Annotated in this window: 16 protein-coding genes and 1 pseudogene; 6 read left to right on the plus strand and 11 right to left on the minus strand. The window is 31.5% G+C overall.

Going from position 1 to position 14,962, the window contains the following annotated elements:
- Positions 1 to 1,140: an aminotransferase class I/II-fold pyridoxal phosphate-dependent enzyme gene (locus ACFQ1O_RS10650; protein WP_377716005.1), complete on the minus strand. Its 1,140-nt coding sequence runs from the start codon at positions 1,138 to 1,140 to the stop codon at positions 1 to 3.
- Positions 1,141 to 1,260: 120 nt separating this feature from the next.
- Here ACFQ1O_RS10650 and ACFQ1O_RS10655 point away from each other — a divergent pair, with 120 nt between their 5' ends.
- From ACFQ1O_RS10655 to ACFQ1O_RS10670, 4 genes are all read left to right on the plus strand, one after another.
- On the plus strand, positions 1,261 to 1,770 hold the full coding sequence (locus ACFQ1O_RS10655) for a DUF2975 domain-containing protein (RefSeq protein WP_377716006.1): 510 nt from the start codon (positions 1,261 to 1,263) through the stop codon (positions 1,768 to 1,770).
- Positions 1,771 to 1,772: 2 nt separating this feature from the next.
- The gene (locus ACFQ1O_RS10660; protein WP_377716007.1) at positions 1,773 to 2,288 is read left to right on the plus strand and encodes a DUF2975 domain-containing protein; all 516 of its coding nucleotides are present in this window, start codon (positions 1,773 to 1,775) and stop codon (positions 2,286 to 2,288) included.
- A gap of 2 nt (positions 2,289 to 2,290) precedes the next feature.
- Positions 2,291 to 2,497 carry a helix-turn-helix domain-containing protein gene (locus ACFQ1O_RS10665; protein WP_377716008.1) on the plus strand — a complete coding sequence of 69 codons (207 nt, stop codon included), beginning with the start codon at positions 2,291 to 2,293 and terminating at the stop codon, positions 2,495 to 2,497.
- Positions 2,498 to 2,571: 74 nt separating this feature from the next.
- Positions 2,572 to 3,084, plus strand: a complete 513-nt coding sequence (locus ACFQ1O_RS10670; RefSeq protein ID WP_377716009.1) for an OmpH family outer membrane protein — start codon at positions 2,572 to 2,574, stop codon at positions 3,082 to 3,084.
- A gap of 46 nt (positions 3,085 to 3,130) precedes the next feature.
- On the opposite strand, the gene ACFQ1O_RS10675 is transcribed toward ACFQ1O_RS10670, so the two are convergent.
- From ACFQ1O_RS10675 to ACFQ1O_RS10720, 10 genes and pseudogenes are all read right to left on the minus strand, one after another.
- Positions 3,131 to 4,666, minus strand: a complete 1,536-nt coding sequence (locus ACFQ1O_RS10675) for a polyamine aminopropyltransferase (RefSeq protein WP_377716010.1) — start codon at positions 4,664 to 4,666, stop codon at positions 3,131 to 3,133.
- A 16-nt stretch (positions 4,667 to 4,682) separates the two neighbouring features.
- Positions 4,683 to 5,468, minus strand: a complete 786-nt coding sequence (locus tag ACFQ1O_RS10680; protein WP_377716011.1) for a hypothetical protein — start codon at positions 5,466 to 5,468, stop codon at positions 4,683 to 4,685.
- Positions 5,469 to 5,470: 2 nt separating this feature from the next.
- Entirely contained in the window at positions 5,471 to 5,953 is a 483-nt protein-coding gene (locus ACFQ1O_RS10685) for a DUF4178 domain-containing protein (protein WP_377716012.1), read from the minus strand.
- 6 nt (positions 5,954 to 5,959) lie between these two features.
- Positions 5,960 to 6,753: pseudogene (locus ACFQ1O_RS10690) on the minus strand (ion transporter).
- Positions 6,743 to 7,132: an adenosylmethionine decarboxylase gene (gene speD, locus ACFQ1O_RS10695; RefSeq protein ID WP_377716013.1), complete on the minus strand. Its 390-nt coding sequence runs from the start codon at positions 7,130 to 7,132 to the stop codon at positions 6,743 to 6,745. Before speD ends, ACFQ1O_RS10690 begins: the two are co-directional and overlap by 11 nt.
- Positions 7,133 to 7,245: 113 nt before the next feature.
- Positions 7,246 to 7,524, minus strand: a complete 279-nt coding sequence (locus ACFQ1O_RS10700; protein ID WP_377716014.1) for a F0F1 ATP synthase subunit epsilon — start codon at positions 7,522 to 7,524, stop codon at positions 7,246 to 7,248.
- Positions 7,525 to 7,600: 76 nt separating this feature from the next.
- Positions 7,601 to 9,109, minus strand: coding sequence for a F0F1 ATP synthase subunit beta (gene atpD, locus ACFQ1O_RS10705; protein ID WP_377716015.1), 1,509 nt, complete (start codon positions 9,107 to 9,109; stop codon positions 7,601 to 7,603).
- 172 nt (positions 9,110 to 9,281) lie between these two features.
- Positions 9,282 to 11,129, minus strand: coding sequence for a glutamine--fructose-6-phosphate transaminase (isomerizing) (glmS, locus tag ACFQ1O_RS10710; RefSeq protein ID WP_377716016.1), 1,848 nt, complete (start codon positions 11,127 to 11,129; stop codon positions 9,282 to 9,284).
- Positions 11,130 to 11,132: 3 nt separating this feature from the next.
- On the minus strand, positions 11,133 to 12,791 hold the full coding sequence (locus tag ACFQ1O_RS10715) for a DUF4270 domain-containing protein (protein ID WP_377716017.1): 1,659 nt from the start codon (positions 12,789 to 12,791) through the stop codon (positions 11,133 to 11,135).
- 8 nt (positions 12,792 to 12,799) lie between these two features.
- Positions 12,800 to 13,609, minus strand: coding sequence for a glycogen/starch synthase (locus tag ACFQ1O_RS10720; protein WP_377716018.1), 810 nt, complete (start codon positions 13,607 to 13,609; stop codon positions 12,800 to 12,802).
- A 139-nt stretch (positions 13,610 to 13,748) separates the two neighbouring features.
- Here ACFQ1O_RS10720 and panC point away from each other — a divergent pair, with 139 nt between their 5' ends.
- Positions 13,749 to 14,597: a pantoate--beta-alanine ligase gene (gene panC / locus ACFQ1O_RS10725; protein ID WP_377716019.1), complete on the plus strand. Its 849-nt coding sequence runs from the start codon at positions 13,749 to 13,751 to the stop codon at positions 14,595 to 14,597.
- 12 nt (positions 14,598 to 14,609) lie between these two features.
- Positions 14,610 to 14,960: an aspartate 1-decarboxylase gene (panD, locus tag ACFQ1O_RS10730; RefSeq protein WP_377716020.1), complete on the plus strand. Its 351-nt coding sequence runs from the start codon at positions 14,610 to 14,612 to the stop codon at positions 14,958 to 14,960.
- The last annotated feature ends 2 nt before the right edge of the window (positions 14,961 to 14,962 follow it).

Raw genomic sequence — 14,962 nt, forward strand, 5'->3', positions numbered from 1 at the left:
CTAATTAGTTTTTACAAAATTACAAAGTAACTCTAATACATTTGTTATTTCTTCTTTTGTATTATAGATGTGCAAACAAAAACGCAAACGTTCTTCGCCTTCTGGTACAGTTGGAGACAATATTGGCTTTACATCAAAGCTATTTTGTAATAATAAATTAGAAATATCTTTCACCTCTTTATTTCCAGAAATAATGCAAGACTGAATAGCCGAGTTAGAATTAATAAAGTATTTACTCACACCTAATTCATCTATTTTCGACTTAAAAAACTGAATTATGTTTTCTAATTTTTGATCCCCTTTTGCTGAATTTAACTCATTATAAGCAACTTTTATTAACGATAAACTATGAGGAGTCATCGCGGTAGTATAAATAAATGGTCTAGAAAAGTTAATTAGATATTTTTTTAATTGATTAGAAGCCAGAATAGCAGCTCCGTGACATCCTAAAGCTTTTCCAAAGGTCATTATTCTTGCAAAAACATCTTTTTCTATTCTTAATTGCTGAATTAACCCGAAATCAAAAACACCTAGAGCATGAGCTTCATCAATAATTAAATGAGCTTTATGTTTCTTAGTTATTTGAAGCATTGCTTTTAAATCTGGAGAATCTCCATCCATCGAAAAAACCGATTCGGTTACTACATATATTTCATTTTCAGAAAAGAACTCTCGACTGCGCTCGAGTTGGGAACTTAAATCGTCTAAATTATTGTGCTGAAACTTATAAGCTTTAGCATTAGATAGTTTTATACCATCTCTAATAGATGCATGTGCATATTCATCATACAAAATAATATCTCCTCGCTGGGGTACAGAACTAAACAAACCTAAATTAGCATTATACCCAGAATTAAATAATAAAGCTGATTCTGAATTATGATAATTAGACAATTTTGCTTCTAGTTCATTGTATAAAGAATAATTACCAGACAACAATCTTGAACCAGTTGCACCATTAACTTTTAAGCTACTATCTAATAAATACTGGTGAGCCTTATTAAAAATAGCTTCTGACTTGGCAAACCCCAAATAATCATTAGAGGAAAAATCTATTAAATCATCTCTAGTTGCTAAACCTCTTAATGATCTGTTTTCTATCCTGTTTAAAAGCTTTTTATGTAGTTTATCTGGAAACATTTGTCAAATATACAAAGACATTTAGCTTACCGAAAACAAATTAAATTATCTTTTTTTAATATTTTATTATTGTTTTTCAATAATTTTTATAAATTTGTTATCGTTAAACAATAATTAAAAATGAGAAAACTAACTATTTTAAAAACTATTATTGACTTTTTATGGATTCTTTCCTTAATGACTCTACCTTTTATTATTTTACTAATTGGAATTACATTATTTAATAATAGTCTAATAGGAAAATACAATCTTCGCATTTATGGATTACATATAGAAGAATTTACCTCAACAACAAAATCACTACTTATTTTACCCATGATCGCTTATATGCTTGTTATTTACTGCATTTATCTTTTTAGAAACGTTATTAAAAAGTTTAACGAATTAAACGTTTTCAACTCTTCTGTTATTCAGAACATGAACAAAATAGGTATTACATTAATCATAATAGCCTTCCTAAACACAATACCTAGCATGATTTACAAAGAAATAAAACATGGTTCATTTGAATTTGGCTTTGGAACTAGTCCGTTTTTAATCACTTTAATCTTAGGCTTATTTTTCATGGTGTTAAGTGAAATATTTAAAATTGCTAAAACTGCTAAAGAAGAAAACGAATTAACTATATAATTATGGAAATAGAAAAAAAAATTAAGGTTTTACACATCATTGCATGGGTTTTATGTGTTGGAATAATTATAAAGTTAGGAGGTATTGCCATATCATATTTTGCTAGTATTGCTAACCCCGAAGCTTCAAAAAACCTATACAACGGATTAAATTTAAGTGCTGCCTATCAGTTAAGTTTTAATCATTATTCTTTTATGATATTGGGAAAGATAGTATTGCTTGCTATTCAGGCTTATATAATTTTTTTAGTGGCTAGATTTCTGAAAAAAATCAATTATTCTCAGCCTTTTAACTCTAATCTATTAATGGTTCTTAATAAAATAAATACATCTATTATAAACCTTTGGTTTGCAACCATATTATTTAATATTCATTTGATATACTTAAAAAAAGTATACAATATTACTTATCCCTTAGCAAGTATTGATTTTATTTTGCTAACAGTCATAATTTTTATTTTATCAAGTATTTTTAAAAGAGGAATTGAGATTCAACAAGAAAACGAATTAACTATATAGTTATGCCCATACAAATTAATTTAGATGTAATGCTTGCTAAACGCAAGATGAAAAGCAAAGAATTGGCAGAAATTATTGGGATAACTACAGCAAACCTTTCTATTTTAAAATCCGGTAAAGCTAAAGCTATTCGATTTTCTACACTAGAAGCTATTTGTAAAGCTTTAGATTGTCAGCCAGCTGATATTATAGAATATAGAGACAAGTAATTTGTTAATAATAAGCTAAATAATTGGAAGCAACACCCTGTTTAGTATCTTTGAAAAAATGAAATTAAATAATTATGAAATTAAAATACTTTTTTATTGTTAGCTCTTTATTTCTAGCTAGTTTAAATATTCAGGCACAAAGCAAGGTTGGAACTGTAAATATAGACTTGATATTGAGTAAAATGCCAGAGTTGACTCAAGTTCAACATATGCTTGATAAGTATGGAAAAGAATTAAGTTCTGCTTACGAAGACAAAATAGCTAGTTATAAAGTTAAAATAGAAAAATACAAAGAAGGAGAAACCACCAACTCAGATGTAATGAAAAAAACCCTTCAACAAGAAATAATTGCTTTAGAAAATGACATTAATAAGTTTAAAAATAACGGTGTAAAATTAACTCAAATCAGAAAAGACGAACTATTAAGGCCGCTTTATCAAAAGATTAGTGACATGGTGCAAACTGTAGCTAAAGAGCAAAACTACTCACAAATTTTAACTACAGATGGTAATGAATTTGCCTATGCAGATGAAAAATTTGATATTACTAAAACAGTTATGAACAAATTAGGGTTGAAGACTGAATAACTTAAATATAATTTTGAAATACAAGCCTAACTTTTGTTAGGTTTTTTTAATACAAATCCCAATTACCTTGTTTGTAATAGGTATACAATACAGGTTCAAAAATAGTATTAGTTTTTATTCCAGTTGTATCTACAAGAGGTTTACCAAAGGAAGTAATTTGCGGTATTGCTTCATTGTTAAACCATCTTAAAGAAACATTAGAAACGTCTATATTTGATAACATTTCTTTTGTTATTGTTTTTTTCTTTGCCAACACCCAACCCCATTCTCCTAATGTTAAAACTTGATTATGCATTGGCAAGGTTTTAAAACCAACAGATTTCAAGGTTTTATCTACACAATAAAATGCTTTTGTTGCATAATACGGACTACCTGCTTGAGTAATAAAAACTCCATCGTCAGATAATTTATTCTTGCACAAGTAATAAAACTCCTTAGTGTAAAGTTTGTTTAAATCTACATTATTAGGATCTGGTAAATCCACTAATATCAAATCAAATTGTTGCTTGCTTTTTTCTAAATATGTAAAGGCATCTTGAGTTACTGTCTGGAGCTTATCATTATTCATAGAGTTGGCATTCAAATCGGTAAATATCGTATTCTCTTTTCCTAACTCAATCATTGCCTTATCTAAGTCTACCAATGTAATCTTATCAATACCCTTATACTTTAGTAATTCTCTAGCTATGCAACCATCTCCCCCTCCTAGAATCAAAATGTTTTTTTTAACTCCTGATAAATTCATAGCCATGTGTACCATTGGTTCATGATACATAAACTCATCAAAAGTAGAAAGTTGTTGATTTCCATTGATATATAACGAATGCCAATTTCTCCACTTAGTAACTACTATTTTCTGGTACTTAGTTTGCTTTGTATAAACTATCTTATCTTTATACTTTACTTGTTCTCCAAAAGTGACAATTGGCTTAGCAAAAACAGCTCCTAATGTTATACCTACAAACACTAATAAATAAGCAATCTTAAATCCTTTTTGCCATTTAGCACCTATAAAATCTTTCAACACTAAAAAAAGCCAAAAAGAGATAAACAAGTTTAAAAGTCCAAGTAAAAAGGGTGTATAGGTTAAACCTAAATAAGGTAGGCCTACAAAAGCAAAAAACAGTCCTCCGATTAAACTTCCGTAGTAATCTTTTTCTAGAATATTAGATATGTTTAACCTAAGTTCTTCAAATTCATTGTTAATTCTTGTTGCAAAAGGAATTTCTAACCCTATTAACAATCCTATTAAAATAGAAAGTATATAAATAACCAGCCACGAGCTATCTGTAAATCCATAGACCAAATAAGAAATAATAGCAGAAAACGACACTAATACCGATAGTATCAACTCGGTTAACACAAAATAAGCAACAATGTTTTTATTAAACAACTTGCTAATTCTACTCCCAAGTCCCATTGCAAAAAGCATAATAGAAACAATAAGTGTAAACTGCAAAATTGCATTACCTATAAAATATGATGCTAATGTAGATAGTATATACTCAGCTACAATACCACTAACACCTGTTGCAAACAAGGCGGTTTTTAAAACAAAAGACTTTCTTTTATTTGTACTCAAATCTAATTTTCAAAAATTACTTTCCAAAACCTCCTGAACGTGACCTAGTAGAAGAAGACCCACTATATCTAGATGAGCTTCTACTCTTTCTAGATGAAAAACTTTTCCAACCAGAGTTAGATTTCACTCTACTGTAAAAACTTGGACGTTTAGACTGCTGATATGTACTCCTAGTACCATGTGTATAAGCTCCGGTAGTAGTTCTACCATAGTAAGGAGTTGAAGTAGCTCTATATGCATTATACGAATTGTAATCACGTTGGTAAGCTGGCCTTCTTAACATCCAATACCAAAATAACAAACTTGGAGTATGAGATCTCCATCTTCTTTCACTAGTAGTATGATTTTTAGATGCCACTGTTGTTGAGTCTGAAACTATACTATCTTTTTCTTCATCTTTACTTACCCATTCACCATACTTTGGATTTCCAATAGCCCAACCATATCCTACTGGTTGTGCTACTCTAGATAATTTCCCATTATGATTAGAGACGATTTCCATTCCTAAATCATTTTCGTGAGCTGTAAAGAACTTTTCATTTACAGGTTTCCAATCTAAAGAGTCGACAATTAAAGAATCGTTTTCTACTTTGAAAATGTGGTATTTGTGTTTAAAAACCATCAAATCATTTTGTTCTTCAACATTCATATCGTTTAACACAATTGAATAGTCTGATCCTGATAATTTTTGTTGAAGAACATCAGTTGGCTCAACAGCTACTTCTAGTGCTGGCTTTTCAGACTTTCCGCAAGAAAATAGTAATAATGTTATTGCTAAGACCGAAGTAATTAGGTTTTTCATATTTAGTTAGCTTTAATATTTTTAATTGCTGATTTTTTTAATTCCATACCACAAAAAGATTCATAACTACCATCAGCCCATTTTTCTATTGTAAACATCATATCTTTTTTGTAAAATACGTATGACTCAAGATCTTCCCATGACCCACTATTAGTTATATTTTTATATACACCTCTGTAATTCTCTTCTAAACTATACTCTTTAGCTAAATAAACTATTGATTTTTCTTGAATTGCATTTTCTAATATAGATGAGTCGATTGTTATTTCTTCACTAAAATACACTTCTATATCACCTCTATATCTTTCTACCTCTAAATAAGCTATTTCATTATTTTTAGACTGAATTTTATATTCTATACTTCTTCCATCACCTCGCCAATCATACTCTCCTACCTCTAATATTTCCCATTCAACTTTTTGAAACTTGAATGTAAACCCTACTCGCAGTTTATCTAATTCAAAACTTTCTGATTTCCCAAACATTGTATTTTAGTTATTTATTACTTCCCCACAATTAGGACAAGTACATGTCTTTTTATTTTTCTGAACCTCTTCTATATAGGCAGAACTAATTATACCAGTTGGCAATGCTACAATCCCAATTCCTAACAAAGCAATTACAGCACTTAATAACTTACCTAGACCAATAATTGGATAAATATCTCCATAACCAACAGTTGTTAACGTTGCCACCGCCCACCATAATGATTCACCTATATTTTCAAACGCTTTTGGTTGTGCTTCATTTTCTATATTAAACATTAAAGTTGAAGCTAAAATTAGTAATATAAAACTAAAAAAACTGTTACTAATATTTCATTTCTAGTTTTTCTTATTACGGAACCTATTAGTTTAAGTGATTTAAAGTGTCTATTCAATTTTAGTATTCTCAATAAACGCAATAGACGCAATGACCTAATAATACGCAAGTCCATTTTAAATATAAAAGGTAAATAAAATGGTAATATTGAAAACAGGTCTACTAAACCTAAAAATGAAAATGCGTATTTACATCTCGCCTTAAATTTTGACAAATGCGGATACATATAATCTGCTACCCACAAACGCAAAATATATTCCACAGAAAAAATGATGATAGAAAACAATTCAATTCCTCTAAAAAGTAGATTATATTCAATATTAATTTCTTTGTAAGATTCCAATACAATTGCAAATGCATTAAGTATTATTAATCCTGAAATGAAATATTCAACAAAATAGTCTCCTTTATTTTTTCCTTTATCGCCATCGAGTAACAAATATGTTTGCTTTCTAATGCCCATTGGTAACTAACGTGTGTTTTTTAACTTCTTGTAAGTTTCCTCTCTTTTCTTGGGATTGAGTTACTTTTTTAGCTTGAAATTCTTTTGCAAGCCAATCAATCCCTTCAACTAAATCATAAGATTTACCACATGTAAAAAAATCGATCGCTACATAATTATGTTCTGGCCAAGTATGAATTGCTATATGACTTTCTTCTATTACAATTACACCACTTACACCTATTGGAGAAAACTCGTGAATGATTGCATTAACAACTGAAAGATTCATCATTTTAGCTGCTTGTAACAACACCTTTTTTATATAGTTTGAAGAGTTAATACGCTCTTCATGGCAACCATAAAAATCTACTGTAGTTTGGTGTCCTAAAAATGAATTCATAAGCTCAAATATAACGAAAAACTTACTTGTAAATTTTCATAAACAAGAATGTTCTTAACAAAAAAACGCCTAACAAGTTGTTAGGCGTTTTGATATTATAATTAGCAATGTATTTAATCTGCTAATACAATTACTTTATTATCTTTCATTTCAATTGTTCCGCTATTAATAGCTAACAATGTTTCATTATTAGATCCTTTAGAAAACTTTTCAGCTACACTTTTGTCTAACTCAACATTTCCATAAATTTTCACATTACCTTTTCCTAAAATAGAAACTACTGGTGCATGATTGTCTAACATTTGAAATTCACCATTTACTCCTGGAACAGCAACAGAGGTTACTTCTCCGCTGTATAAAGTTGCTTCTGGTGTTACTATTTCTAAATACATAATTTATTAGTATTGAGTAGTGAGTATTGAGTATTTAGAAGTTCTCACTACTAATATCTCATATCTCATTACTAGTTTATGCTTCAGCTAACATTTTCTCTCCAGCTTCTATAGCTTCTTCTATAGTTCCTTTTAAGTTGAATGCTGCTTCTGGTAAGTGATCTAACTCACCGTCCATAATCATATTAAATCCTTTAATAGTATCTTTAATATCTACTAAACATCCTGGGATACCTGTAAACTGCTCTGCTACGTGGAATGGCTGAGATAAGAAACGTTGAACTCTACGAGCACGTCCTACCGCCAATTTATCTTCCTCAGATAATTCTTCCATACCTAAAATAGCGATAATATCTTGTAATTCTTTGTAACGTTGTAATAACTCTTTTACTCTTTGAGCACAGTTATAATGATCATTACCTAAGATATCAGCTGTTAAAATTCTTGATGTAGAATCTAACGGATCTACCGCTGGATAAATACCTAACTCGGCAATTTTACGAGATAATACTGTTGTTGCATCTAAGTGAGCAAACGTTGTTGCTGGTGCTGGATCTGTTAAATCATCCGCAGGTACGTAAACGGCCTGTACAGATGTAATAGATCCTTTTTTAGTTGAAGTAATACGCTCCTGCATTGCACCCATTTCTGTTGCTAATGTTGGCTGATAACCTACCGCAGAAGGCATACGTCCTAATAATGCTGATACCTCAGACCCTGCTTGTGTAAAACGGAAGATGTTATCTACGAAGAATAATACATCTTTTCCTTGTCCGTCTCCTGCTCCATCACGGAAGTACTCAGCTATTGTTAATCCAGATAATGCTACACGAGCACGAGCTCCTGGAGGCTCATTCATTTGTCCGAATACGAAAGTTGCCTTAGATTCTTTCATAGCAGCTTTATCTACTTTAGAAAGATCCCATCCACCTTCTTCCATAGAGTGAATAAAGTCATCACCATACTTGATAATACCTGACTCTAACATCTCTCTTAAAAGGTCATTTCCTTCACGAGTTCTTTCTCCTACTCCTGCGAATACAGAAAGTCCACCATGTCCTTTTGCAATATTGTTAATTAACTCCTGAATCAATACTGTTTTACCTACTCCAGCACCTCCAAATAATCCAATCTTACCTCCTTTTGCATAAGGCTCAATTAAGTCGATTACTTTAATACCTGTAAATAAAACTTCTGTAGAAGTTGATAATTCTTCAAATTTAGGTGCTTGACGGTGAATTGGTAAACCAGCATCTCCTGACTTTGGTAATTCTCCTAATCCGTCAATCGCATCACCAATTACGTTGAAAAGACGACCATAAACATCATCTCCAATTGGCATTTGTATTGGGTTACCAGTAGCAACTACCTCTGTACCTCTACTTAAACCATCTGTAGAATCCATAGAGATTGTACGTACAGTGTTTTCTCCAATATGAGATTGTACCTCTAATACTAATTTTGTACCGTTATTGTTTACTTCTAATGAATCGTAAATCTTTGGAAGTTGACCATTTGAGCTGTTAAACTCTACATCCACAACTGGTCCGATAATCTGTGCAACTTTTCCTGTAACTGCTGACATTCTTAACTATTTAATGTTTAGAAAATTAACTGGAAAAAAGGTTAGCCCTTTTTTCGCGGTGCAAAGATATGTTTTTAATTCAAAAACAACTACTAAAAATTAGATTTTTACGCAACAAAAAAAGCATCTGCTTGTAACAGATGCTTTTCTTTTATTTATTTATACACAATAATTACTCTACAGTAACCGATTTTGCTAAGTTACGTGGCTGATCTACATTACAATCTCTCATTACCGCAATGTGGTATGATAATAATTGTAATGGTATCGTTGTTAATAAAGGACTTAATAACTCTAATGTATCTGGAACCTCTATTACATGATCTGCTAATTCTTTTACATGTACATCCCCCTCATTAACAATAGCAATAATTTTTCCAGATCTAGATTTTATCTCCTGAATATTACTAACTACTTTTTCATAATGACCTCTTTTGGTTGCAATAACTACTACTGGCATCTGCTCATCTATTAAAGCAATAGGACCATGTTTCATTTCTGCAGCTGGATAACCTTCTGCATGTATATAAGAAATTTCTTTTAGCTTCAAGGCTCCCTCTAACGCTACTGGAAAATTAAAACCTCTTCCTAAATACAAAAAGTTAGCCGAATCTTTATATATATCAGAAATAGCTTGAATATGCGCATCTGAGGTCAACGAAGCTTTTATTTTTTCTGGAATTAAAGCTAGCTCTTGTAAATGCATATGATAATCTGAAGCAGATACATTTCCGTTTGCCTTACCAAGTTTTAAAGCCATTAGAGTTAAAACTGTAATTTGAGTGGTAAATGCTTTAGTAGAAGCTACACCAATTTCTGGTCCTGCATGCGTATAAGCACCCGCATCTGATTCTCTTGAAATGGTTGACCCTACTACATTACAAACCCCAAACACAAAAGCTCCCTTTTCTTTAGCTAATTGAATAGCAGCTCTAGTATCTGCAGTTTCCCCAGATTGAGAAATTGCAATTACAATATCCTTATCAGTAATTATAGGGTTTCTATACCTAAACTCTGAAGCATATTCTACCTCAACTGGTATTCTTGCTAAGTCTTCAAAAATATATTCGGCTACTAAACCTGCATGCCAAGAAGTGCCACAAGCAACAATAATGATTCTATTTGCATTTAAGAACTTCTCAATATGATCATCTACACCAGCCATACGGATAATTCCTTCGTTCACCAACATTCTTCCTCTGTAGGTATCTATAACCGCATTTGGCTGCTCATGAATCTCTTTCAGCATAAAATGCTCATAACCACCTTTTTCAATTTGCTCTAAATTTAACTGCAATTCTTGAATATAAGGTTGAACCAAAGAATCATCAGATATCTTTCTAATTTTCAATTCTTTTTGCAAACTAATAACTGCTATTTCTTCATCTTCTAAATAAACAGCATTATTAGTATACTCAATAAACGGTGAAGCATCAGAAGCCACAAAAAACTCTCCTTCTCCTACACCAATAGCCAAAGGACTCCCCATACGGGCAGCAACTATTTCATGAGGCCTATTCTTGTCGAATACCGCTATAGCATAAGCTCCTACAACCTGTGTTAAAGCCAACCTAACAGCTTTACCTAATTTAACACCTTCGTTTTTCTTAACATCCTCTATTAAGTTTATTAAAACTTCTGTGTCTGTATCTGACTGAAAAGTATATCCTCTTTTTGTTAGTTCTTTCTTTAGTGGGTCGTAGTTTTCAATGATTCCGTTATGAATAATTACCAAATCTCCTGAGTTAGAAACATGAGGATGTGAATTAATATCGTTAGGAACACCATGTGTTGCCCATCGAGTATGACCTATACCTAATGACCCATTAGTTGTAATTTCATTCTCTGCACGTGCTTGTAAATCGGCTACTTTCCCTTTTGTTTTGGACAGTTTGATGTCAACACCATCATACAAAGCAACTCCTGCACTATCATACCCCCTGTATTCTAATCTTTGTAATCCTTTTATAATAATAGGGTATGCTTCTCTATAACCAATGTAACCAACTATTCCGCACATAATCTATTCTGTTCTTTTAGTATAGTAAATCTTTAACTTTAACTTTTTATCTTCATCTGTTTCATCCTCATTGTATAAAACCGTTCCTCTATGAGAAACTACAGATGAAGACAAAACTAAATCAGAAGAACCATCACTGGCCTCTGTATTTTTAATTTCTGAACTTCCTAATAATGAAATATTATTTGACAACATTAACCCTAACCTTACATTGGTAGAATCTGATTTTATTAGACTATGAACATGCTCAGTAAGGCTAATGTCATACTTAACACCATTACCAGAAGCATCCCTTTGTAGCCTACCTAAATGTTTAATTTTAACATTATTAGGATTTGTATCTGTAGTTGCATCAAAGATATAATCTAACAAAACTTGATTACTGTCTATATTAAATAACATTATACGCTCTGGTTCACTACCATGTGGCATAGTATTATCAACATAAAATTGCATATTCGCTTCATTAATTAACCAATCTTCTGCTGCTGCAATTTCTTTTAATTCTTCAAGGTCTGTCATCCCGTCATTGTCATGATCACCTTTTAATATTTCAATTTCAGCCATTGAACCTTCACCTCCTTTTAAATATAACCTATCTGGTTGTTGGTTATAATTAAAATCATTTTCAAAAAAGGTTACATTTCTTCCTGTGAAAGTCATCTTTACCACCCCTTCTGTAGGAGTCGTTACTGGATCATCATCTTCATTATTTACTCCATCTCCATTAGTGTCTTCTGGATATGTTACAACATCGTACTCATAAGTAATGTCTATATAGGCTTGAGACAAATCTAAGCCCATGAGAGTGCCCGCATTAGCATTAACGCTTTCTGCTTTTAAATACAGTCCTCTATAAAAATTTTGAAAACTGCTTTCATTTTCTAAGTTTGATGCATTAGCAGGATCTAACAGCCAATCAAAATTAGCCAAGTTAGCAGCATCAGCAGGTACATCACTATTATACTCTACCCATAGTCTTGGAGAAAGTCGTTCAACAACTTGTGGGTCAGCTGGATCTTCAGGATCTTCTTCAAAAATCCTTCTCTCGTCTTCACTAGGAACAAAATTATCATTTGAATAAATTTCTTCTAATAAATTACCATTCAATAAACTAGCATCATTTGAATAAAACTTCTGAGCTTCATCAAAATCTCCATTATCTCCTGGCGCATATTCATTTAAAAAATAATTTGAACGATGAATTGATAATTTTATTTCTGTTGCTCCATAAATAGAATCTAGCTCATAAGTTCCATTACCATCAGCATCTGTTTCTGTTTTCGTACTGTAATACGGAACAGCTATTACTACTTTTTTTAATCGTGATGTTGGGTCAAAATCAATTCCATAAACATTTAATTTAACTTGAGAAACTATTGTATTGGTAGTATTACCATAAATAGGATCATGATAATAGCCTAATAAATTATATGACAAATTATCTGTTTGAACTGGAAATGGAATCGTATTCCCTTGAGGGGAATGAAAATTAATTTGTTCTGTAGAAACACTTAACATAGACTGATCTACTTGTAATCCACCTTCAAAATTAGTTTGATCTAAAATATCACTACCAATACCATTAAAATCTTTCTCACAAGAAGTAAAAAAGAATGCAATTACAAGAATTGCACACATTAGATTTTGTATTCTTTTCATGTTTTTTCTTATTCAGCCATTAAGGTATTATAGAATTCTGTATAAGCAGATTCGTACTCATCTGGCGTTTTAAAATCTAAAGTAGGTTTTTCAGAACTTTCAATGTATGTTGTTAACTCAGAATTAACATCTGATGAGCCTATAATTACACCATCTGAATGATCTATTGCTTGTTTCATGAAGTTATTGTAAGTAGGCTCTTTTAAATCTTTTATTATTTCTTTATCAATCTCATCAAAAGCAATCTTATCAATCAAATTCATATTTAAAGCTCCATCAAAACCACTAGAATATACAGATGTAACCACTTTACTGTCTGTAAATAAAGGCTCATCTTTAAAGTACTCTTTTAAATATAAAGGCAATAAAGAAGCCATCCACCCGTGGACATGAATAACATCTGGCGCCCAATTTAATTTCTTTACTGTTTCAATAACACCTTTAGCAAAAAAGATTGCCCTCTCATCATTATCAGCAAAAAGTTCTCCGTCTTCATCTGTAAAAGTCGCTTTTCTCTTAAAATACTCCTCATTATCAATAAAATAAACTTGCATTCTTTCTTTTGGGATAGAAGCCACCTTAATAATTAAAGGCATATCTAAATCATTAATTACAAGGTTCATTCCGGACAATCTAATTACCTCATGTAGTTGATGCCTTCTTTCGTTTATATTACCAAATCTAGGCATGAATATCCTTGTTTGTCCTCCAACAGCATTAACCATTTTAGCCGCTTGAAACGAATTAGACGAAATCTCTGTTTCTGGTAAATATGGAACTACTTCTGACGAAACGTACAAAACCCTTTTATCTTTCATGTGTATATTTTTAGAGTCACTAATGCTACAAAAAGCAACTTATCTATATATTACTTTAGTTTAAAACTTTGCAAAATTACAAAAATTATGCAGATTAACAGTAATGTATTAAGTTTGCCACTCGTTAATTTTTTGTAAAATGACTGTTTTTAATACAAAAAAAGAGGTTGAAACCTTAGTCACCTCCCATAAAGCAACCAAAAAAACAATTGGTTTTGTTCCAACGATGGGAGCTCTACATAAAGGGCATTTATCTTTAATACAGAATGCTTTTGATGAAAACGACATTGTTTTTGTAAGCATTTTTGTCAACCCCACTCAGTTTGACAATAATGCTGATTTAGACAAATACCCAAGAACTTTAGATGCCGATGTAAAACTTATAGAAAGTATTAGTGATGATATTATAGTTTTTGCTCCTTCTGCTAACGAAATTTACGAACAAGAAATTACTTCTAAAGAGTATAAATTTGACGGTTTAGAATTCGAAATGGAGGGTAAACACAGAAAAGGTCATTTTAATGGTGTAGGCACAATTTTAGAAATCTTATTTAAATTGGTACTACCCAACAAAGCTTATTTTGGAGAAAAAGATTTTCAACAACTCCAAATTGTAAAAAAACTTACCCAAAAACTAAAATTAGATTTAGATATAGTAGGTTGTGATATCTATAGAGAAGATTCTGGTTTAGCAATGAGTTCAAGAAACGAGCGATTAAGTTTACTTGCAAGAAAAGAAGCTGCTTTTATACATAAAACTTTATTAGCTGCCAAAGAAAAGTTTGGCACAAAAAGTGCTAAAGAAGTAACAGAATGGGTTACCAAGCAGTTTGCCAAAAATAAAAAATTCAACTTAGAATATGTTGAAATAGCAAATATTGACACCCTTAAAACAGTAAAACGCAAGTCAAAAAATAAAAAATACAGAATATTTATTGCTGCGTTTATAGAGAACATAAGATTAATAGACAATATCGCATTAAATTAATACCTTTGCCCCATGTTAGTACACGTAGTAAAATCGAAAATACACCGAGTTAAAGTAACTGGTGCCGATTTAAATTATATAGGAAGCATTACCATTGATGAAAATTTAATGGATGCTGCAAACATAGTTCAAGGAGAAAAAGTTCAGATTGTAAATAACAATAATGGTGAGCGCCTTGAAACCTATGCAATCCCTGGACCTCGCAATTCTGGCGAAATCACTTTAAACGGTGCAGCTGCTAGAAAAGTTGCCCCAGGAGATGTGTTAATTTTAATTACTTATGCCATGATGGATATTGAAGAAGCTAAAACATTCAAACCTTCTTTAGTATTCCCTAACGAAGAAAACAACCTATTGAAATAGGA

This window comes from Pseudofulvibacter geojedonensis (genome assembly GCF_042675745.1).
Lineage (GTDB): Bacteria > Bacteroidota > Bacteroidia > Flavobacteriales > Flavobacteriaceae > Pseudofulvibacter > Pseudofulvibacter geojedonensis.